The sequence below is a fragment of the Kribbella sp. NPDC051952 genome (assembly GCF_040680855.1).
In the GTDB taxonomy this organism is placed as follows: Bacteria; Actinomycetota; Actinomycetes; order Propionibacteriales; family Kribbellaceae; genus Kribbella.
Genome location: NZ_JBFAXQ010000002.1, coordinates 263,740 through 284,091, shown reverse-complemented (window position 1 = coordinate 284,091; position 20,352 = coordinate 263,740). Strand labels below are relative to the sequence as shown.

Annotated in this window: 20 protein-coding genes; 13 read left to right on the top strand and 7 right to left on the bottom strand. The window is 68.2% G+C overall.

Annotated elements, in window-relative coordinates:
• Positions 1–51 precede the first annotated feature (51 nt).
• The 3 genes from AB0L70_RS06020 to AB0L70_RS06010 are packed head-to-tail and all read left to right on the top strand — an operon-like array spanning position 52 to position 2,733.
• Complete coding sequence (locus tag AB0L70_RS06020; RefSeq protein WP_363680518.1) at positions 52–1,434, top strand: hypothetical protein; 1,383 nt, start codon at positions 52–54, stop codon at positions 1,432–1,434.
• A complete protein-coding gene (locus AB0L70_RS06015; protein WP_363680516.1) occupies positions 1,332–2,093 on the top strand; it encodes a sensor histidine kinase in 762 nt (253 codons plus the stop codon). Before AB0L70_RS06020 ends, AB0L70_RS06015 begins: the two co-directional genes overlap by 103 nt.
• On the top strand, positions 2,086–2,733 hold the full coding sequence (locus AB0L70_RS06010; RefSeq protein ID WP_363680514.1) for a response regulator transcription factor: 648 nt from the start codon (positions 2,086–2,088) through the stop codon (positions 2,731–2,733). The genes AB0L70_RS06015 and AB0L70_RS06010 overlap by 8 nt, the downstream gene beginning before the upstream one ends.
• Here the strand turns inward: AB0L70_RS06010 and AB0L70_RS06005 are convergent, their stop codons facing one another.
• A complete protein-coding gene (locus AB0L70_RS06005; protein ID WP_363680512.1) occupies positions 2,734–3,327 on the bottom strand; it encodes an ABATE domain-containing protein in 594 nt (197 codons plus the stop codon).
• Positions 3,328–3,412: 85 nt separating this feature from the next.
• Between AB0L70_RS06005 and AB0L70_RS06000 the strand changes: the two genes are divergently transcribed.
• The gene (locus AB0L70_RS06000) at positions 3,413–4,567 is read left to right on the top strand and encodes an MFS transporter (protein WP_363680510.1); all 1,155 of its coding nucleotides are present in this window, start codon (positions 3,413–3,415) and stop codon (positions 4,565–4,567) included.
• Here AB0L70_RS06000 and AB0L70_RS05995 read toward each other — a convergent pair.
• Genes AB0L70_RS05995 through AB0L70_RS05985 form a run of 3 tightly spaced genes read right to left on the bottom strand, consistent with a single transcriptional unit; the run spans position 4,545 to position 7,529 of the window.
• A complete protein-coding gene (locus AB0L70_RS05995; RefSeq protein ID WP_363680507.1) occupies positions 4,545–5,357 on the bottom strand; it encodes an alpha/beta hydrolase in 813 nt (270 codons plus the stop codon). The two genes, AB0L70_RS06000 and AB0L70_RS05995, sit on opposite strands and share 23 nt — an antisense overlap.
• Positions 5,358–5,406: 49 nt before the next feature.
• Positions 5,407–6,612: a M20 family metallopeptidase gene (locus tag AB0L70_RS05990; protein WP_363680505.1), complete on the bottom strand. Its 1,206-nt coding sequence runs from the start codon at positions 6,610–6,612 to the stop codon at positions 5,407–5,409.
• Positions 6,609–7,529: a 5'-3' exonuclease H3TH domain-containing protein gene (locus AB0L70_RS05985; RefSeq protein WP_363680910.1), complete on the bottom strand. Its 921-nt coding sequence runs from the start codon at positions 7,527–7,529 to the stop codon at positions 6,609–6,611. The genes AB0L70_RS05990 and AB0L70_RS05985 overlap by 4 nt, the downstream gene beginning before the upstream one ends.
• Positions 7,530–7,600: 71 nt before the next feature.
• On the opposite strand from AB0L70_RS05985, the gene AB0L70_RS05980 reads away from it, so the two are divergent.
• Together AB0L70_RS05980 and AB0L70_RS05975 are read left to right on the top strand one after the other, a co-directional pair.
• Positions 7,601–8,041, top strand: coding sequence for an Lrp/AsnC family transcriptional regulator (locus tag AB0L70_RS05980; protein ID WP_363680503.1), 441 nt, complete (start codon positions 7,601–7,603; stop codon positions 8,039–8,041).
• 626 nt (positions 8,042–8,667) lie between these two features.
• Complete coding sequence (locus tag AB0L70_RS05975; protein WP_363680501.1) at positions 8,668–9,150, top strand: HAD family hydrolase; 483 nt, start codon at positions 8,668–8,670, stop codon at positions 9,148–9,150.
• Between the two features lie 65 nt (positions 9,151–9,215).
• Here the strand turns inward: AB0L70_RS05975 and AB0L70_RS05970 are convergent, their stop codons facing one another.
• Complete coding sequence (locus AB0L70_RS05970; protein WP_363680499.1) at positions 9,216–9,758, bottom strand: MOSC domain-containing protein; 543 nt, start codon at positions 9,756–9,758, stop codon at positions 9,216–9,218.
• A 178-nt stretch (positions 9,759–9,936) separates the two neighbouring features.
• Positions 9,937–11,400 (bottom strand): lysine 2,3-aminomutase, encoded by a 1,464-nt coding sequence (locus AB0L70_RS05965; RefSeq protein ID WP_363680497.1) that lies wholly within the window; start codon positions 11,398–11,400, stop codon positions 9,937–9,939.
• 155 nt (positions 11,401–11,555) lie between these two features.
• Between AB0L70_RS05965 and AB0L70_RS05960 the strand changes: the two genes are divergently transcribed.
• From AB0L70_RS05960 to AB0L70_RS05930, 7 genes are all read left to right on the top strand, one after another.
• Positions 11,556–12,599 (top strand): L-erythro-3,5-diaminohexanoate dehydrogenase, encoded by a 1,044-nt coding sequence (locus AB0L70_RS05960; RefSeq protein WP_363680495.1) that lies wholly within the window; start codon positions 11,556–11,558, stop codon positions 12,597–12,599.
• 3 nt (positions 12,600–12,602) lie between these two features.
• A complete protein-coding gene (locus AB0L70_RS05955) occupies positions 12,603–14,186 on the top strand; it encodes an amidohydrolase (protein WP_363680493.1) in 1,584 nt (527 codons plus the stop codon).
• Positions 14,187–14,218: 32 nt separating this feature from the next.
• A complete protein-coding gene (locus AB0L70_RS05950) occupies positions 14,219–15,775 on the top strand; it encodes a lysine 5,6-aminomutase subunit alpha (RefSeq protein WP_363680492.1) in 1,557 nt (518 codons plus the stop codon).
• The gene (locus tag AB0L70_RS05945) at positions 15,772–16,524 is read left to right on the top strand and encodes an OAM dimerization domain-containing protein (protein ID WP_363680490.1); all 753 of its coding nucleotides are present in this window, start codon (positions 15,772–15,774) and stop codon (positions 16,522–16,524) included. Before AB0L70_RS05950 ends, AB0L70_RS05945 begins: the two co-directional genes overlap by 4 nt.
• The gene (locus AB0L70_RS05940) at positions 16,525–16,914 is read left to right on the top strand and encodes a hotdog domain-containing protein (protein WP_363680488.1); all 390 of its coding nucleotides are present in this window, start codon (positions 16,525–16,527) and stop codon (positions 16,912–16,914) included. It begins immediately after the preceding gene.
• Positions 16,915–17,497: 583 nt separating this feature from the next.
• The gene (lnt, locus tag AB0L70_RS05935; RefSeq protein WP_363680486.1) at positions 17,498–19,057 is read left to right on the top strand and encodes an apolipoprotein N-acyltransferase; all 1,560 of its coding nucleotides are present in this window, start codon (positions 17,498–17,500) and stop codon (positions 19,055–19,057) included.
• A gap of 73 nt (positions 19,058–19,130) precedes the next feature.
• Positions 19,131–19,619 carry an FxsA family protein gene (locus AB0L70_RS05930; protein WP_363680484.1) on the top strand — a complete coding sequence of 163 codons (489 nt, stop codon included), beginning with the start codon at positions 19,131–19,133 and terminating at the stop codon, positions 19,617–19,619.
• Positions 19,620–19,624: 5 nt separating this feature from the next.
• Here the strand turns inward: AB0L70_RS05930 and AB0L70_RS05925 are convergent, their stop codons facing one another.
• Positions 19,625–20,293 (bottom strand): TetR/AcrR family transcriptional regulator, encoded by a 669-nt coding sequence (locus tag AB0L70_RS05925; protein WP_363680482.1) that lies wholly within the window; start codon positions 20,291–20,293, stop codon positions 19,625–19,627.
• Positions 20,294–20,352 lie beyond the last annotated feature (59 nt).

Genomic DNA, 20,352 nt, shown 5'->3' with positions numbered 1-20,352 from the left:
CGGGACAACTGACCCAAGACGGCGGGACACGCTCTGGGTGACAATGCAGCCGTGGGGGAGGACGTACGGCGGGGATGGGGGCCGGCTGCACTAGGCGCAGCCGCGCTCCTGCTTGCGGTCGCAACCGTCGTACTCGACCTTCGCAACGGCACAGGTATCCCGGCCGCCGCGGAACTGGACGCGGGCTGGACCGCGGTGCTCTCCGGACTCGCCCAGGTGGTGCCGGGCCTGCTGCTCCTACACAGGCTCCCGCGACATCCGATCGCGTGGATCCTGACGGGATCCGGCCTGCTGTGGGTCGTGGACGGATTCGCCTCGAGTTGGGCGGCGTACGCGATCTACACGTCACCAGGCCTGCCCGGCGCGTCGGCGGCGTACTGGTTCTACTCCCGCTTCGGCGCGTTCCTGCTGCTCGGGTTGCCGTTGCTCATCCTGCTCTTCCCGGACGGCAAGTTGGTGACCGCACGCGGCTGGCGCTGGCTGTCGATCGTCAGCCTCGCACTGACGCTGCTGCTTCCACTCCTGCTCCTCGTCGCGCCCATCGACGTCATGCAGCGCTATCACGACACCTCGCTGCCGCCGGAGATCAGCAGGTTGTCACTAGACCCGCTCAGCATCCACCTGTCGTACGACGTCTGGTCGCCGTTGCTCCAGGTCGCCTACACCGCCGTACTCGTCAGCCTGGTCGTGCCGTTCGCAGTGACGGTGCATCGCTACCGCGCAGCGTCACGTGAGCGGCGGGCCCAGATCCGCTGGCTGATGTGGGCCGCGCTGATCGACATGATCGTTCTGCTCGTGCCGTTCGAGAACCCACCCGCCGTACCGGCGCTGATGTTCGGCCTGGCCATCGCCCTCACCTCGGCCGCGATCGTCGTCGCCGTCACGAAGCACCGCCTGTACGCCGTCGATCGGTTGCTCTCGGCCACTTTCCTGTACGGGTACTCGCGGTGCTCGTGGTCGGCGTCGACCTGGCCGTGTTCGCGATCGCCGGCGGTGTCCTCGGGGAACGGGACGCCGCCCTGGTGGCGATCGCGGTCGTCGCTGTGGTCTACGCCCCGCTGCGCAGCCGGCTGTGGCAATGGGTACGACGTCTCGTCCGCGGCTCCCGGGATGATCCGTACGCGACGATGTCCACGCTCGCCGAACGGCTCGAGTCGGCCGCCGGCCCGGACGAGCAGCTTCGTGCGGTCGCCCGGACGGTGGCCGAGGCCTTCCGTCTCCCGTACGTGCGGGTGGAGATCGAGCGGTTCGCGATCGTCGAGCACGGACGGGCGGTGGGTCCGACGCATGCGCTGCCGGTCGGCTATCGCGGGGAGTCGGTTGGCTGGCTCGTGTTCTGTCCTGGCGACGGGACCGCGCTGTCCGACCGGGATCAGCGGTTGCTCGGTGATCTCGTCCGGCAAGCGGCCGCGGCGGCGCGGGCGAGTGAGTTGAGCACCGAGTTGCAGCAGGGGCGGAGTCGGCTGGTGGCTGCTCGCGAGGAGGAGCGACGACGGATCCGGCGCGATCTGCACGACAGCCTCGGCCCGAGTCTCGGTGCGGTGGCGCTGCGCATCCAGACGGCCCGGAACCTGGCGAGCTCCTCGCCGGCGGAGGCTGACCGGATGCTGGATCAGGCGACCACGGAGGTGACCGCCGCGTTGGCCGACGTACGACGGCTGGTCCATGATCTGCGCCCGCCCGCGCTGGACGAACTCGGGCTGGTTCGGGCGATCGAACAGCAGGCGGAGCGGTTCCGGCTGGGCGGGTTGGCGGTGTCGGTGGACGCGGATGCGCTCGGGGCGTTGCCGGCCGGCGTCGAGGTCGCGGCGTACCGGATCGCGTCCGAGGCGCTGAGGAATGTTGCTCGGCACGCTGCCGCCAGTCGATGCGACATCGCGCTGCGGCTGGATGAGTCAGCGCTGGAGTTGTCCGTGCGGGACGACGGGATCGGGATCGGAGCGGACGTGACTGCAGGCGTGGGGATGTTGTCGGTTCGCGAGCGCGCGGCCGAGCTCGGGGGAGTCTGCAGTGTCACGTGTCCGCCCGACGGGGGCACCGTCGTACGGGTGCGTTTGCCGCTGGACGCCGTACCGGAGGTTGTTCATGGGTGAGACCGTGCGGGTGCTGCTGGCGGACGACCACCCGGTCTACCGGGACGGTCTGGCTGCACTGCTTGGGTCGCTGGACGGCGTCGAGGTCGTCGGTACGGCGGCCGACGGTGTGGAGGCCGTGGACGGTGCGCGGGAGCTGCAGCCGGATGTCGTGGTGATGGATGTACAGATGCCGCGGCTGGACGGGATCGAGGCGACGCGCGCGATCACCGCGGACAGTCCGCACATCGGGGTCGTCGTACTCACGATGGCCGAGGAGGACCAGACGCTCTTCGCCGCGATGCGGGCAGGTGCGCGTGGGTATTTGCTGAAGGGCGCGAATCAGGCGGAGATCGTCCGCGCGATCACCGCCGTCGCGCAGGGCGAGGCGATCTTCGGACCGGCGATCGCGCGCCGGGTCGCCGAGTTCTTTGCCGCCACCCCGGTTGCGACCAGCGGGCCGTTCCCGCAGCTCACCGAGCGCGAGCACGAGATCCTCGCCCTGGTCGCGGCCGGCCGCTCGAACCCTCAGATCGCCACCGAGCTGTTCCTCTCCCCGAAGACTGTCCGCAACAACGTCTCCAACATCTTCACCAAGCTTCACGTCGCCGACCGGGCCGAGGCCATCATCCGGGCCCGCGACGCCGGCCTCGGCCGCTGATCAGCCGGCCTTCGACTGGGTACGCCGGGCATAGGCGCGGGCGGCGCGGACACGGTCGCCGCAGCGGGTGGAACACCAGTGGCGCCGGCCGTGGCGGAGCAGGTAGCGGTTGCACGGCGTCGACTCGCAGGCGGTGAGGAACTCGGCATCCGGACCAGTGAGCAGGTCCGCGGCGTTGGTCGCGATGGTGGCCAGGGCGCGGTCGAGGATCTCGTTCGGGGGACACAGTGCTGCGCGGTAGGGGCCGTCGTGCTCGTCCCAGAGCAACAGGGCGGTCGTCGGGACCCGCGTGAGCGCGGCGTTGACCGCGTCCAGCGCCGACGGTAGTGCGGGCAGCCCTTCGACCCGGGCCGCGAACAGTGCCCGCAGGTGCTCGCGCAGGGCGCGGAGCTGGGTGGCGCACATCTCCTGAATTCCAGCACCGACGGGCGCAAGGTCGTGGTTGGTCAGCCAGGCGTTCACCGCCTCGGGAGCACCGAGCAGGTCGACGTACTGGCCGCCCGGCAAGGCGATCGCCGTGTTGACGAAGTCGAGGGCGAGATAGGTCTCCGCGCCGGGTGCGGGCGGCAGTGGGGCGGCCGGGAGCTCGGTCATGGTTCTCATGGTACGGGTTGCGATTATCCATGAGAATCGTCTACCGTTCCTCACGGATAATCATCCATCTATCCGTGAGGTGATCATGAGGGGTCCACTGCTCGCGCTGATGGTCTGCGTGTTCGGCATCACCACCGGCGAGTTCGTGCTGGCCGGCATCCTGCCCGCGGTGGCCGGCGACCTGGACGTGTCGATTCCGGCGGCCGGGCTGCTGGTCACGGCGTACGCGCTGGGCATGATCGTCGGCGGGCCGTTGCTGACGGCAATCACTGCGGGTCGGCCGCGCAAACCGCTGGTCCTCGGTCTGCTCGCCGTCGCTGTGGCGGGCAACCTGCTGTCGACCGTCGCTCCCGGGTACGGCGTCCTCTTCGCGGCCCGGGTCGTGACGGCGCTGGTCACCTCGACGTTCTTCGCGAACGCGATCGTGATCGCGGTATCCGCCGCGCCACCGGACAAGAAGGGTTCGACCGTCGCGAAGCTTGCCTTCGGCATGAACCTGGCGATGATCCTCGGCGCGCCGCTCGGGACCTGGGTCGGTGAAGCCTTCGGCTGGCGGGCGACCTTCGCCGCGATCACGGTCTGCTGCGCCATCGGTCTCTTGCTGGTCACCAGATCGGTGCCCGCCGATCAGCCCGGGACGCGGGGCCGGGCGTTGCGGGAGTTCACGGTCTTCCGCGATCGGAACCTGCTGCTCGCGATCGCCACCACCGCGGTCGCCAACATCGGTCTGCTGATGGTGTTCACCTACCTCGCCCCACTGCTGACCGGTCCGGGCTCCTTCTCCGCGTCCGCTGTCGCGCCGATGCTGCTCGTGTACGGCGTCGGCGCAACGATCGGCAACCTGGTCGGCGGACGCCTGGCGGACCGGGCCCTCCTTCCGTCGCAACTCGGCGCGCTGGTGCTGCTCGTCGTACTGCTCCTTGCCCTGTGGGTCAGTCCGACTCCCGTGCTCACCGGGCTGCTGGTCTTCGCGGCTGGTGCGGTCGGCTTCTCCGTGATCCCGGGGATGCAGGCTCGCGTACTCACCTCGGCTGCCGCAGCGCCGACGTTGGCGATCGCGGTGAACGCATCGGCGTACCAACTCGCGGCCGCCTTCGCCGGCTGGACGGGCGGCCGCATCATCTCCGGCCCGGGCGTCGCCGCGATCTACCTGGTCGCCGCCGGCACGACTCTCGTCGGCCTCGCCCTCACCGGCCTCGCCTACCGTCGGGAACGCGTCACACCGGCAGCAACCGGATGACGAACTCGCGGAACTCGTCCGGGGCCGAGTACATCGGCATGTGGTCGGCGGCCGGGACGACCGTGAGGTCCGCTTTCGGCGCCTGCGCGACGAGCCGGTACGCCCACAGTTGCGAACCGAGGAAGTCCCGCTCGCCGATCAGCACGGAGATCGGCAGCTCGAGCTCGGCGAACCGGGTCTTCACCGGCGGGTCGAGTTCGAGACCGTGGTACTCCTCCATCAGCCGAACCCGGGAGTTCGCGATCTGCAGCCCGATCAGCCGGCGCCGATCGTTCTCGGGGGCGGCCGGACACCACGCGTCGACGTCGAGCGCCGCGACTGCCGGGATACCGTCCGCCGCGAGGACAGCCTCGCAGTTGGCGAAGTGGCTCCACATCACCTCACGGGCGCCGGCCTCCTCGGGCGTCGGATCGGGGAACTCGCCGAACGAGCCCGCGACCGCGGCCACCCGCGTGACACGTTCCGGATGGCGGTGCGCGAACCCCAGAGCCCGCCGGCCACCTTCGGACACGCCGAGCAGGAGAGCCTGGGAGACCTGAGCGGCGTCGAGCACCGCGGCCAGGTCGTCGATCTCGCTGTACGGACCGTATGCCGGTGCCGACAGCCCGGTGTCGCGGTAGTCCCAGGTGGTGACCCGGGCTCGCTCGGCCAACCACTCGACGGTGGGATCCCACATCCGCAGGTCGGCGAAGCCTCCGTTGAGCAGTACGACGTCCGGACCTTCGCCGTACTGCTCGTAGTAGAGGTAGCCACCGGGGACGTCGACGAAATCCTTCGTGTGATCAGACATGCCTGTAGTTTCGGCGTCGCGCGGCCGTGGGTGGAATCGGGAATTCTCCCTATCCGTCGCTGCCGCGCTTGAGGCGACGTACGGCGAGTTCGGCCAGCAGGGCGGCGCCGTCGGGGAGGACGGAGTCGTCGAAGTCGGCCAACGGGGAGTGGTTGTCGGCGGCCGCGTTCGGGTCGGCCTTCCGGCAGGCGCTCAGGTTGAGGTAAACGCCGGGGACCTCCTCGAGCACGTACGACATGTCCTCGGCACCGCAGCGCGGGTTGCGGCGCTCGCGGAAACGGTCGGGACCGAAGAGGTCGACGATCGTGGCCCGGGCGAACTCGTACTCGTCCGCGTTGTTGACCGTCACCGGGTAGCCGACGATGTACTCGACCTCCGCGGTCAGGCCGTGTGCGGTCGCCAGCGCCTCGACCAGTTGGGTCGACACCTGCTGCATCTTCGCCCGGGCCTCGGCGGAGAACGATCGGACCGTCGCGTCGAAGAACGCGTCGTCCGGGATGATGTTCTCCTTCGTCCCACCCGCGATCCGCCCGACCGTGAGGACGACCGGGTCGAACACGTCGAACTGCCGCGTCACCATGGTCTGCAAGGCACCGACCATCTCGCAGATGACCGGAATCGGGTCCTTGCCGCGGAAGGGAGTCGATCCGTGCGTGCCGGCGCCGATCACGCGCACGTGTAACTGGTCGGCCGAGGCCATGAACGAACCCGGCTTGCTGCTCCACATCCCGCGCGGCTGACCGGCCGAACCGACGTGCAGGCCGTACGCCGCATCCGCCCGCCGGCCGGCTGCGTCGAGCACACCCTCGCGGATCATGATCGGCGCGCCACCGCTGGTCTCCTCGCCGGGCTGGAACATGAACACGATGTCCCCGGCCAGCTCGGCCTGCAGCGCGGACAGGATCTTGGCCGCGCCGACCAGACCGGCGACATGCAGATCGTGGCCGCAGGCATGCATCATCCCGAGGTGCTGGGACGCGTACGGTACGTCGGTCCGCTCGGTCACCGGCAGCGCGTCCATGTCGCCCCGCAGCAGTACGACGGGACCCGGGCCGGCACCGCCGCGCAGTACGGCGGTGACCGAGGACAGCTCCTTGCCGAGGCTGATCTCCAGCGGCAGACCTTCGAGCGCGTCGAGGATCAACTGCTGGGTCTTGGGCAGGTCGAGATCGAACTCGGGCACCTGGTGCAGCGCGCGGCGGAGGGTGACGATCTCGTCCCGGAACCGCTCGGCGAGCTCGCGGGTGGCGCTCATGCGGTCGGTCCGAGCTTGAGCGAGTTCATGACGCGTTGGGCACTGCCGCCGAGCTCGAGCAGTTCGACCAGATCGAGCCACCGCTCGGGGTCCTTGACCTCGCGCGGAATGGTCGCGTCGAAGTCGTTGACCGGTGCGTCCTTGGCGACCGCGACGACCTTCGGGGCGACGTCGAGATAGTCGCTCGCCTCGATGATCTTCCGCTTCACCGAGGCGGACATCGGCGTACTGGGATCGGCGGCGGCGGCGCGGATGGCGTCGAGATCGCCGTACGCCGTGACCAGTGAGGCGGCTGTCTTCTCGCCGATGCCCTTCACGCCGGGGAGGCCGTCGGAGGCGTCACCGCGGAGGGTGGCGAAGTCGGCGTACCGCTGCGCGGGGATCTCGTACTTGGCGAGCAGGGCCTTCTCGTCGTACACCTCGGCGCGGCCGACGCCGCGGGCGGCGGTGTAGACGATCCGGATGCCGCGGCTGTCGTCGATCAGCTGGAACAGGTCACGGTCGCCGGTGACCACATCGACCGGCATGGTCGCCTGGTGCGAGAGCGTGCCGATCACGTCGTCGGCCTCGTGGTCGGGCGCGCCGACGATGGCGATGCCGAGGGCCTCCAGGCAGGCGCGGATGTACGGGACCTGGACCTCGAGGCGGTCCGGGACGTCCTCGACCTGCTCACCCTTCGCGGACACGAACTCGACCCGCTGCGCCTTGTACGACGGGATCAGCGCGACCCGCCAGGACGGGCGCCAGTTGTCGTCCCAGCAGGCGACCAGGTGGGTCGGCCGGTGGTTGTCCGCCAGGCGGGAGATGAAGTCGAGCAACCCGCGGATCGCGTTGGTCGGCGTACCGTCCGCAGCCTTCATCGTGTCGGGTACGCCGAAGAAGGCGCGGAAGTAGAGCGATGCGGTGTCGAGCAGCATCAACCGCTGCGGTGTCTCAACCATGAGGTGATGCTTTCATGCCGAGCGGTCTCGGCAGTAGGGTCACCGGAATGGAGGACCTGGACCGCAAGATCGTCGGGCTGCTCGCGACCGACGGCAGAATGAGCTTCACCGACCTCGGCAAGGCCACCGGCCTGTCCACGTCGGCGGTGCACCAGCGGGTGAAGCGGCTCGAACAACGCGGCATCATCCAGGGGTACGCCGCCACCGTCGACCACACGGCTCTGGACCTCCCACTCACCGCCCTCATCTCGATCCGCCCGATCGACCCTTCCCAGCCGGACGACTCGCCCGAGCGGCTCCGCGAGGTGCGTGAGATCGAGTCGTGCTATTCGGTGGCTGGGGACTCGAGCTACATCCTCGTCGTTCGCGTCGCCTCGCCTGGTGCGCTCGAGAACCTGCTCGCGGTGATCCGGGCCCGCGCGAACGTCTCCACGACGACCACCATCGTCCTCAGCACCCCGTACGAACGCCGCCCACCGGCGCTCTGACCAGCTCGGCGGGTGAAGGGTCAAGGACACCGCTGCGCGGCGACAGTTCTTTGGGACGCGGGTGGTTCTACGCGCCTAGGTGCTCGGCGGAGCACCCGTGATCACGCGGGGATGGACAAGCGCGGGGGGCCGGGAGATGGGTGCGGACGCGTAAAGGACACCGCTTCGCGGCGACAGTTCCTTTGACCGCCTTCGGCGGTGGCGCAGACCGTTGTTACGCGCCCAGGTGATCGGCGAGAGAACTGGGTCACGCGGTGGAGTAGTAGGTGGGGGCGCATGGTGGTGGCGTGGGCGTTGTCGCGCGCTGAGGTGATCGGGCGAGGAGTTGAGTCACGCGAAGAGAGATGACGACAGGGGGCGTGTGCGTCTCTCGGCTGGAGCGGAGCCATGGGGCGGGGTGGAGGTTCTCGGGGGTGGGGTGACGTAGGGTTTCTGGGGTGCGACGGGTTCTGTTGAGTGACTTGTTCAGTACTTTGGTGCCTGGTGGGGATGTTGAGCGTGGGGTGCTCAATGAGGTGATGGCGGGGGTGTTGGGGGTTGATCCTGGTGCCTTTGGGCGGGCGTTTGATGCTTCGGCGTACGAGCGGTTTACCGGGGCTTACGGGGATCTGCCTAGTACTTTGCGGGTGATTGCGGAGCGGGTCGGTGGGGATCCGAGTGACGAGCAGGTGCTTGAGGCAACGAATTTGCGGCGGGGGCTTGCGCGGCAGCTGTTGAATGCGGCGCCGGCTACGACGATCGGGGCGCTGGCTCGGCTTCGGGCGTCAGGGTGGCGGATCGGGTTGGTCAGCAACGTTACGGCTGAGACGCAGGTGCAGTGGGCTGAGAGTTCGTTGGCGCCGCACTTCGATTTCACTGCGTTCTCTGCGGAGATTGGGTCGGCCAAGCCTGAGCCTGCGATCTATCTGACCGCGTGTACGGCGCTGGGTGTTTCGCCGGCCGAGTGCGTCTACATCGGCGACGGGCGCGACAACGAACTCGCTGCGGCGGCCTCACTCGGCATGCACGCGATCCGCACCCTCGAACACGCCAACAGCCACCCGGCCTGGCCAGGTCCCACAGTCAGAACCTTCGCCGAGCTCCCAAGCCTCATCGGCACCCCAGCCTGAAACGGCACCGCAGCCTGAAACGGCACCGCCAGGCTGCCCCCGGCCGCGGCAGGTCGAGGGCTCGGCTACACCACCTCGAGCGGCTCGTGGTCTCCGTCCGGGAGGACCACCGTGATGGGGTCATCCGGGTGGATGATGCCGCCGACAACCACGATCGACATGACCCCGGTTTTGCGTACGACGGTGCCGTCTTCGTCGGTGTGGATGACCTCCTTGAGGAGGCCGGGGCGGAAGTTGTTGATCTGGCGGCACGGGCTTCGGAGACCTGTTACCTCCAGGACCACATCGGGGCCGAGCTGGAGCCGGGTGCGCCGGGGGAGTGCGAGTAGGTCGACACCACGGGTCGTCACGTTCTCGCCGAGTTGCCCGGGACTCACGTCGTACCCGAGGTCGCCGAGTTCGTCGTACAGCTCGAACTGGATCAGGTGGACCTGGCGCAGGTTCGGCCGGGTGGGGTCGAGGCGCATCGGATGCAGGTGCTGGATCGTCTGCCCGGCATGCGCGTCACCCTCGACCCCATAACCCTCGATCACCCGGATCGCATCCACCGCCGCCTTGCTGAAGCGATGCTTCGAGTCCCGGCTGACCCCCACGACGATTCCGCTCACCCCTTGATTCTCGCCCACCCCCACCGGGCGCGCGACCGGATTGGGGAGGATTTCCCACCCGATCTGGTCGACAATCCTCCCCACCCTCGCCAAAACACGGGCGACGCCGCGGATGGTAAGGGGAGCGCCTCCGGTGCCACCCCCTGCATTGGTGGCACCGAAGGCTGACTGGGCGGGGTCAGTTGATCTGGAGGAGGCTCTGCGCCTCGGCGGCGGTGCGGGATGCGGCCGCGCGGGTCTCGGCCTCGGCGAGGGAGGTGGGTGCGTGCTGCTTCCACCACTCCTGGCCCTCGACCGGCAACGTGTCGATCGGGTCGAAGTACTCGTACGTCCGGTTCAGCGCCTCCGGGTCCTGCTGCTCGATCCCGGTGCGGTAGTTCTTCTTCCAGTACGAGATGCCGCGGACCTCGTCGTACTCCGACAACTGGTGCACCCACCGCTTGCCGACGTACGGAACGTCGCAGACGATGCGCGGGGTCGCGAAGCCCGGGAGGTACCCGAGGATCCCGTGCTGCAGATGCTGAGCATCGCGAACCGAGACCCGCCAGTGCTCGGAGAACGGGATCATGTCGCACATGTAGAAGTAGTACGGCGTGATCGTCGCGCCGTCGAGCAGCGCGAAGCAGAGGTCGAGCAACTGGGGCACGGAGTCGTTCACGCCGCGCATCAGCACACCCTGGTTGCGGACGTCGCGCAGGCCGGCCTCGAACATCGCCTTCGTTGCCTCGGCCACCAATGGCGTCACCGACTGGGCTGCGTTCACGTGGGTGTGCATCGCGATCATCACGCCACGCTTCCGGCCGAGCTGCGCCACCCGCTCGACACCAGCGCGTACGTCGTCGGACAGCCAGTGCTGCGGCATGCCCATCAGGGCCTTCGTCGCCAGCCGGATGTCGCGGATGTTCTCGATCTCCAGCAGGTTGGTCAGGAAGGTCTCGAGTCGCGGCCACGGCATGTTCGCCACGTCGCCACCCGACACGACCACGTCCCGGACGCCCGGGTTGCGGCGCAGGTACTCGAGCATGTCGTCGAGGCGGGTCTGCGGCTTCGCGACGAACTTGAGCTTGTCGATCACGGGGGTCGAGTTCCCGACCAGGTCCATTCGCGTGCAGTGGCCGCAGTACTGCGGGCACGTCGGCAGGATCTCCGCGAGGACCTTGGTCGGGTATCGGTGGGTCAACCCCTCCGTGGCCCACATCTCGTGCTCGTGCAGCGAGTCGCGCGTCGCGTGCGGATGCGACGGCCAGTCGCCACGACGGTCGCTGAACACGGGCAGCATGTACCGGCGAACCGGGTCCTTGTAGAACGCGTCCGTGTAGTCCTCCGCGCCCTGCGGGACGATCGTGTTGAGCATCTGCGGCGGGAGCAGCATCGACATCGTCGCGCGCTCGGCCTGGTCCCGGGTGAGGTCGTCGTACAGCCGGTCCTCGAGCAGGTCGCCCATCACGTCGCGCAGTTGCTTGACGTTCTTCACGCAGTGTGACCGCTGCCACTGCACCGACCGCCACTCCTCGGCCGTGACGTCCTTCCACCCGGGCAGACGGGTCCAGTCGGGCTCCACCAACTCGGTCCGCCGGTAGGCGTACGGCTGGCCGTCACTCGGCTCTGAGACAGCCAGTTCCGGGCTGATGAGGTCGGTCACGGGTCCTCCGGGGCTTCGGCGACGATGCGGTCTAGTGTGAGGATAGCGATAGAACTTCCCTTAGATCCAACAGTACGCCGCAAGAATTCTCGTCAAGACCCCGGTTTCAGTAGTATTTTGCCTGACCGCACGCCTGGCAGCACAGAGGAGGACCAGTGTCATCGAGCCCGGTAGGACTGCATCGCGTACTCGCGCCGTCCGGCGTGTTGCCGCAGGCTGCGGAGCGCCTGGACGCGCGGGCCGAGATCTGGCCGGACGAGGTCCGGATCGCGGTCGAGCGGCTGAATCTGGACGCGGCGTCCTACCGACAGTTAGCGGAAACCCACGGCGGCGACGGTACGGCGATCCGTCGCGCGGTCCTGGAGATCGTCGAAGCCCGGGGCAAGATGCAGAACCCGGTCACCGGCTCTGGCGGGATGCTCGTCGGCGTGGTCGACGAGGTCGGCCCGGCGTCGCCCCTCGGTCTCGCACCTGGCGACCGAGTGGCGACGCTGGTCTCGCTCACGCTGACGCCGCTGCAGCTCACCGACGAACTCGCGAGCTGGGACGGCAAGAGCGAGCAGGTCCCGGCGCAGGGACACGCGATCCTCTTCGCCCGGTCGATCGTTGCGAAGCTCCCGGACGACCTGAAGCCGGAGCTCTCGCTGGCGGTCATGGACGTCTGTGGCGCACCCGCCCTGACGGCTCGCGTGGTCCGCCAGTATGTCGACAAAGGCATAAAACCTGTCGTGTCAGTAATTGGCGGCGCAGGTAAATCCGGGTCGCTGTCCCTGGCCGCTGCACGTGCTGCCGGCGCGGCCCGCACGATCGGAATCGTGCCGGTGCTGCACGAGTTGGAGACGCTGACGGGTGCTGGAATCGCCGACACGGTCGCTCTGGCTGACGCACGTGATCCGGTCGCGTTGGCAAAGGCGGTGGAGGAGGCCGGGGGACCGGCGGACATCACCGTTGTGTGTGTCGACGTACCGGGGTGTGAGCATGGCGCCGTACTCGCGACTGCCGCCGGTGGCACGGTGATCTTCTTCTCGATGGCGACGTCGTTCTCGGCCGCGGCGCTGGGCGCGGAGGGGCTTGCCGCGGACGTGACGATGCTGGTCGGGAACGGGTATGTGCCGGGGCACGCGGACTACGCGCTGGAGCTGTTGCGGGGCGAGCCGGGTGTCCGGGGCCTGTTCGAGAGCAGGCTGGCGGAGGATTAGTCCGTGCGCACACTTCTGACGAACGGTTCCGTCTACTCACCCGTCGACCCCCACGCCACCGCGATCGCCTTCGACGACGGCGTGGTGACGTGGCTCGGCGACGACACCGGTGCTTCGTCGTACGCCGATGGTGCCGACGAGGTGATCGATCTCGACGGGAAGCTGGTCACGCCGGCCTTCGTCGACGCCCACGTCCACACCGCGCAGACCGGCGCCCTCCTCACCGGCCTCGACCTCGCCGGCACGACTTCGCTGACCGAAGCCCTCGATCGGCTCGCCGCCTTCGCTGCGAACCTCCCGGCGGACGCGGTGATCGACGGCGCGGGGTGGGACGAGACCAAGTGGCCCGAGGGTCGCCCGCCGACGGCTGCGGAGCTGGACCGGGCCGCTGGTGGTCGCCGGGTCTATCTCTCTCGCATCGACGGTCACTCCGGCGTGATCTCGTCGGCGCTCGTCCCGGCCGCTGTCGGTGACGGCTACGACCCGAGCGGCAGAGTCGAGCGGGACGCGCATCACGCCGTACGTGACGCTCTGAGCGAGCTGATCGGACCGGATCAGCGTCGGCAGGACGTGATGGCTGCGCTGCGGGCGATGGCGTCCAAGGGGATCGGCGCCTTCCACGAGATGGCGGCTCCGCATATTGGCCCGTTGTGGGAGCTTCCGTTGGTCCGGGAGGTTGCGGACGAGCTCGGGCTGTCGGCAACGCTGTACTGGGGTGAGCCCGGAGTCTTCGAGCACATCGGCACTTATGGGCTTGCCGGCCTGGCCGGTGACCTCAACGCCGATGGCGCGCTCGGGTCGCGGACGGCGGCGCTGCGGGAGGCGTACGCCGATCGCGCGGACCACCGCGGTCACGCGTACCTCACGCCCGAGGAGATCGCCGAGCACGTGATCGCGTGCACGGAGCGGAACGTCCAGGCCGGATTCCACTGCATCGGCGACCAGGCGCTCGACAACATCGCACGCGGTTTCGAGCTAGCCGCCGAGAAGGTCGGCGTCCAGGCGTTGGTTGCCGCGCGCCACCGACTCGAGCACGTCGAAATGGTCGACGAGGCAACGATCGCGATCCTGGCGCGCTGCGGTGTCGTCGCCAGCGTGCAGCCGATGTTCGACGCGCTGTGGGGCGGGCCGGACGGGATGTATGCCGAGCGTGTGGGCGATCGTTGGCAGGGCATGAACCCGTTCGGTTCGCTGGCCCGGGCAGGCGTCGTACTGGCGTTCGGGTCAGACTCACCAGTTACGGAGCTGGGTGGTTGGGAGGCCGTGCGGGCGGCCGCGTTCCATCACGAGCCGGCGGAGCGGATCACCGTGCGGGCGGCGTTCCAGGCGCACACCCGGGGTGGTTGGCGGGCGGTCGGGATCGACGATGCCGGAGTACTCGCGCCTTCGACGGCTGCGACGTACGTGGTCTGGGAGAGCGATGCGGACCTCGTCGTCCAGACGCCGGACCAGCGCGTCGCCGCCTGGTCGACGGACCCGCGCGCCGGGGTGCCGGTGCTGCCGGACCTGAGCCAGGGCACGCCTCTTTGTGTGCGGACGGTCGTCGGGGGCCGTGTGATCTATGAAGCCGAGGGATGGTCGCAGTGACACATTCAGGGACCCATGCAGGGACTCGCGCAGTGAAGAAGCTCGATCTGGACCCGGTCACCGTCCGGAAGGCGCGCAGCCTGGCCCGGAAGGCCGGCCGGCCGATCGTCAACCTGGCCAAGCAGCACACGACGGTGTCGGTCGAGCGCGCGGTGCTGCGGCTGGCCGGCCTGACCGGCGCGGACACCGAGGGGATCCCGTGGGTGAACCGGCTCGCCGACACGGTACGCGCGGATGTCGGACTGGAGCACGGGTTCGCACTGCCGGTGTGGGACGCGCTCGTCCGTGGTGAGGCGGAGGACCTCGCCGTACTGGCGCAGAAGGCGGCCTCTGGGTCGGTGACGTTCCGGCTGCCGGAGGGACGGGACGCCGTCCGGGCCCGGACCGCGGCGCGGAGGGCGGCGGCTGCGGGGATGAAGCGGATCGACGGGCGGCGGCGGGAGCGGGACCGGCTGATCAAGCGGCACGGTGACCCCGAGCAGCGGCCGTGGATCTACCTGATCGTTGCCACCGGCGACATCTACGAGGACATCCCGCAGGCCCAGGCGGCGGCCCGCGCCGGTGCCGACATCATCGCGGTGATCCGGTCGACCGGGCAGTCCCTGCTCGACTACGTCCCCGAGGGCGCAACCCGCGAAGGCTTCGCGGGGACCTACGCGACCCAGGAGAACTTCCGGCTGATGCGCGCCGCGCTGGACGAGTCGTCGCGTGAACTCGGCCGCTACATCCGACTGACCAACTACGCCTCCGGGCTCTGCATGCCGGAGATTGCGACCCTGGCCGGTCTGCAGCGCCTCGACATGATGCTGAACGACTCGATGTACGGGATCCTGTTCCGCGACATCAACCCGATCCGGACGTTCGTCGACCAGCGGTTCAGTCGGCAGATCCACGCCCGCGCCGGGATCATCATCAACACCGGCGAGGACAACTACCTGACCACGGCCGACGCGGTCGAGGCGGCCCACACGGTGACGGTGTCGCAGCTGCTGAACGAGTTCTTCGCCAAGGAGGCCGGGCTGGAGGACTGGCAGCTCGGGCTTGGGCACGCGTTCGAGATCACGCCGGAGATCCCCGACTCCTTCCGGCTGGAACTCGCGCACGCGATGCTGGCGCGGCAGCTGTTCCCGGATGCACCGCTGAAGTGGATGCCGCCGACCCGGCACATGACCGGGGACGTGTTCCGCGGGTACCTGCTGGACGGCTTCTTCAACCTGGTCGGTGCGATGACCGGTCAGGGCATCCTGCTGGTCGGCATGATGACCGAGGCGGTCGTGACGCCCTGGATCTCCGACCGTGACCTGGCCCTGCAGAACGTCCGCTACGTGTTGGGTGCCGCAGGCAACCTTCATGAGGACTTCCATCCGGCGCCGGACGGCTTCATCGCCCAGCGCGCCCGGCAGGTGCTGGGGGAGTCGGTGGAGCTGCTGGAGGAGATCGTCGACGACGGCCTGCTGAACGCGATCGGCGACGGCACCTTCGGCCTGATGAAACGACCGCAGGACGCCGGCCGCGGCCTGGAGGGGGTCGCGCGCAGGTCGTCGGCGTACTACAACCCGGCGATCGAGCTGTTGGAGGAGGACCAGTGAGCATCATCCGGCCGTACGGCGACACCACCGGTGACGGCATGGTGCAGATGTCCTTCACGCTGCCGATTCCGCACGACAAGCGGGCCGAAGGTGCCGCGATCCAGTTGGCCAACAAGATGGGGATGGACCCGGCGCTGGTCGTGCACGCCAGGCCGATGGGCCCGGATTTCACCTTCTTCGTCGTCTACGGTCCGGTGAACCACCTGGTCGACACGTCGAAGGTCGAGGTGATCGAGCGGGACTACCCGCTGTTGTCGCCGAAGGACGCGAACCTTGCCATCCGCAAGGGACTGCGACGCCGGCTGACCGTGGTGGGCGCGTGTATCGGCACCGATGCGCACACGGTCGGTATCGACGCGATCATGAATATCAAGGGGTTCGCGGGGGAGAAGGGCCTGGAGTACTACCGGGAGCTGAAGGTGGTGAACCTCGGGGCCCAGGTCGCCGTGCCGGAGCTTGTTCGCCGGGCCAAGCTGGAGAAGGCGGACGCGATCCTGGTCTCGCAGGTGGTGACGCAGCGGGAGGCGCACGTACTGAACACCAAGGAGATGTCGGCCGCGTTCCGGGAGGCGTACTCCGAGGACGCGCGGCCCGTATTGGTTGCCGGTGGCCCCCGTTTCACCGAGCAGATGGCGGGTGAACTCGGCGTTGACCGGGTGTTCGGCCGCGGTACGACACCGGGCGAGGTGGCCAGCTATCTGGTCGATGCGCTCGTGACGAAGCGAGTGCCAGTGAAGAGGAGCGCATAGGTGTCAAAGGCAACTATCGGCTTGACCGCGACGCATCGGCGGTATGTGCCGTACAGCCACGCGCACTACGCCGGGAACCTGGTCGACGGTGCCTATGTGCTCGCATTGTTCGGTGACGTGGCAACCGAGGTGTGCATTCAGGCCGACGGCGACGAGGGCCTGTTCGCGTCGTACTCGGACGTGCAGTTCCTGCAGCCGTTGCGGGCCGGTGACGTTGTCGAGGTGAAGGCAACGATCACCCGGGTCGGTAACCGGAGCCGTGACCTCGAATTCAGCGCGTACGTCGTCTGCCGGGGCCGGCCGGACCAGTCGGAGTCGGCCGCCGAGGTGCTCGCCGAGCCGCTTGTGATCACACGCGCGAAAGGGACGGTCGTTGTACCGGTCGGGTGACGGATAGTTGCCCTGGGTAACGATTACGTGGAGTGCCGATACCGCTCTGTAATGTGACCCGGCTGAGGTTTCCTCGTTTTTCCTTATAGTGCAGACGATCGTGTTACAACGTCTCAAGGAGCCGCTGGAAAGGTTGACACCGTCGCCGTCAGCGAGCATCGTTTTGGGAGTCGTCATATCCCGTTTGATCAACGGTCACACGAAGTTCGGCCACCGGATGATCCCGCGACGCTGACCAGGCCAGTGCCAGGCTTGAGTCGACGGGGGCTGAGATCGCCGGTGGTTAGCCCCCCGCGGGGCAGAGGTGGAAGAGGTTCGGCGCCCAGTAGACAACAGCCGGGCGGTTCGCAGCCAGCGGATCGGCGGTTGGTCCGAAGGAGCGCCGAGCCTCTTTCCTCTATTTAGTGATCTACGGACAGTGACCGTTTCTGAGGGTTCTTCACTTCCTCGCGCTCTGTTGGAACTCCTTCACGTTCCGCATTCGGTGCCCAATGGCTACTGACCGGATACATTTGCGTGTCCGGGACGTTGTACGGTCGTGCGACCGGCGTCCGCCGGGGAGTGAGGACAAGGGGTTTACCGCGTGGACCGTTTGAAGGCTCTGGGGCGGCTCCTGCCGAGGGTTGCGGTGGCCGTGGCCGCCGGTGCGGCACTGGGTCTGGCATTCGCGCCACACAACCACCCCTGGCTCGCGGTTCTCGCCGTACCGCTGTTCCTGGCCGCGCTCAACGGGGCGTCGGCCAAGGGCGGGTTCCTGATCGGTGCGGGCTTCGGGATCACGTACTACGCGGTCCTGATCCCGTGGATCACGGTGATCGGTGGCGATGCCGCGGTCGCACTGGCGATCCTCGAGGGGCTGTTCTACGCGGTCTTCGGGTTGTTCGCGACGCAGGTGCTCAAGCTGAAGCTGTGGATGCTGTGGATCCCGTGTCTGTGGGTCGCGACCGAGTTCGCGACAGCGTCCGTACCGTTCGGCGGGTTCCCGTGGGGCAAGCTCGCGTGGGCGTTCTCCGCGTCGTCGCTGGGCAAGCTGGCCGCCTTCGTGGGGATCCCGGGGCTGAGCTTCGTGATCGCGTTCGTCGGCGTTCTGCTGTACGCCGTACTGCGGCCGGCCAGCCGCCTTCGGCTCCGGGCGGTCGCGCTGGTCGCCGGCGTGGCGATCGTGTTCGGCAGCTCGCTGATCAACCTGTCGATCGAGGGCGACGGCAAGACCGTGAAGGCCGCGATGGTGCAGGGGAACGTGCCGGGCAAGGGCCTGGAGTTCCTCGGCCGCGCGCGTACAGTCACCAAGAACCACATGAACGCGACCCTCGAGCTCGAGCAGCGGGTCAAGAACGGCACCGAGATGAAGCCGGACGTGGTGATCTGGCCGGAGAACTCGACCGACATCGACCCGTACAAGGACGCGGAGACGCGGGCCGATATCGAGGCGGCCGTGCAGGCTGTCGGCGTACCGATCCTGGTCGGTGCCGTCACCGAGGGGCCGGGGCCGAACGAGCGGCAGACCACCGGGATCGTCTGGGATCCCGTCAGTGGGCCGGGTCAGCGGTATGCGAAGCGGCATCCGGTGCCGTTCGGTGAGTACATCCCGTTCCGCGACCAGCTGCTGCCGTACATCAAGCGGCTGGAGATGATCGGCCGGCAGACCGCGCCCGGCAAGGTCCCCGGCGTGATGCCGATCGGCGGCGTGACGTACGGCGACATCATCTGCTTCGAGCTCGCCTACGACAACGTGATCTCGGACCTGATGAAGGGCAACTCGCAGGTCCTCATCGTGCAGACCAACAACGCCACGTACGGCGGGACGGGCCAGCCGGAGCAGCAGTTCGCGATCACCCGGATGCGCGCGATCGAAACCGGCCGGACTGTGTTGATCGCGTCGACGAGTGGGATCTCCGGGGTGATCCGGCCGGACGGGACGGTCGAGCACAAGTCGGGGCAGTTCGTTCCTGATGTGTACGTCGCGACGGTGCCGGTCCGGGACGGGCACACGCTGGCCACGACGATCGGCGGTTGGCCGCAGTGGATCCTGACGGGGTTGGGTCTGCTCGGCATCGCGCTGGCGCTCGTCAAGCGGCGCCGTACGAACGATCCTCAGAACCCACCGGCCGCGGCTCCCAGCCGTGAGAAGGTTCCGGTCTGAGTCAGGGTCGATTCAGGGTTTGCCGCTCCCACCCGTTCCGTAGGCTGGTGTTTCAGGTCGGAAGGGGTAGGACATGCCGTGGTTCATCGCGCTCGCGCTCTTGGTGGTGCCGATCGTGGAGATCTTCGTGATCATCCAGATCGGCCAGGTGATCGGCGGCTGGCCAACGGTCGCGCTGCTGATCGTGGAGAGCGCACTGGGTGCCTGGCTGATCAAACGTGAAGGCCGCCGGGCGTGGAACGCGCTGCGCACCGCCCTCGACACCGGCAAGATGCCCGGCCGCGAACTGGCCGACGGCGCCCTGGTCCTGATCGGCGGCACCCTCCTGCTGACCCCAGGCTTCGTCACCGACATCTTCGGCTTCTTCTTCGTCCTGCCCTTCACCCGACCGCTGGCCCGCCGAGCCATGACCGCCTTCTTCGGCCGCCGCCTCTCCACCCAACTGGGCAACATCAACCCCACCACGTTCATCCCCGGCGCCACCACCCCCACCCGCCCACCCACCACGTCAAACGACGTAATCCAAGGCGAAGTAATAGACCCCGAACCCGAGAAGAAGTAGAGCCGTCAGCGCGTTGCGCGCGTGGCCAGGGCGTCGAGGATGAGGGTGAGGCCCCATTCGAATTCGTTGCCGAAGTTGTAGCCCGGCTGGAGGTAGTAGTCGGTGGCCATCTTTACCAGGTGGGGGTATTCGCCGGTGGAGAAGCGTTCCATGATCGGCTCGGCTACGTCGCCTACCGTGTCTTCGCCGTCGAAGGGGAGGCCGGCTTCTTGGAGGGCGAAGCCGTAGGTGTAGCTGTCCAGTAGGGCGTAGGCGTGGGCTGTCAGGGCGGGGGAGAAGCCGCCGGCGCGGAGGGTCGCGATGACCGCGTCGTGGTGTCGCAGCGTTGCCGGGCCCGGGCTGGTGCGTGACTCCATCAGGCCGATGGCCCAGGGGTGGGTACGCAGTACCTGGCGGGCCGAGTCGGCTCGACGGGTGATCTCGGCGCGCCAGTCGCCGCCGGGGGACGGCAGGTCGATCTGGCTGAAGACGAGGTCGACGATGCCGTCGAGGATCTCGTCCTTGTTGGCGACGTAGTAGTAGACCGACATCGGCTTCACGCCCAGGTGCTTGGACAGCGAACGGATCGTCAGGCCGTCGATGCCGCCCGCGTCGGCCACCGCCACGGCGCCCTCCAGGACGCGGTCCCGGTTCAGCCGCGGGCGTTCGTCACGCAGGGCCGAGCTGTCAGGCATCTCACTCCTCAGTTCCGCACCCGTAGTGCTTTCGTACTTTGTACTGTAGCGTCTCGTAC

Coding starts and splice junctions, on each gene's coding strand:
- AB0L70_RS06010 (WP_363680514.1), top strand. CDS start 2,086: ATGGGTGAGACCGTGCGGGTGCTGCTGGCGGACGACCACCCGGTCTAC.
- AB0L70_RS06005 (WP_363680512.1), bottom strand. CDS start 3,327: ATGACCGAGCTCCCGGCCGCCCCACTGCCGCCCGCACCCGGCGCGGAG.
- AB0L70_RS06000 (WP_363680510.1), top strand. CDS start 3,413: ATGAGGGGTCCACTGCTCGCGCTGATGGTCTGCGTGTTCGGCATCACC.
- AB0L70_RS05995 (WP_363680507.1), bottom strand. CDS start 5,357: ATGTCTGATCACACGAAGGATTTCGTCGACGTCCCCGGTGGCTACCTC.
- AB0L70_RS05990 (WP_363680505.1), bottom strand. CDS start 6,612: ATGAGCGCCACCCGCGAGCTCGCCGAGCGGTTCCGGGACGAGATCGTC.
- AB0L70_RS05985 (WP_363680910.1), bottom strand. CDS start 7,529: ATGCTGCTCGACACCGCATCGCTCTACTTCCGCGCCTTCTTCGGCGTA.
- AB0L70_RS05980 (WP_363680503.1), top strand. CDS start 7,601: ATGGAGGACCTGGACCGCAAGATCGTCGGGCTGCTCGCGACCGACGGC.
- AB0L70_RS05930 (WP_363680484.1), top strand. CDS start 19,131: ATGCCGTGGTTCATCGCGCTCGCGCTCTTGGTGGTGCCGATCGTGGAG.
- AB0L70_RS05925 (WP_363680482.1), bottom strand. CDS start 20,293: ATGCCTGACAGCTCGGCCCTGCGTGACGAACGCCCGCGGCTGAACCGG.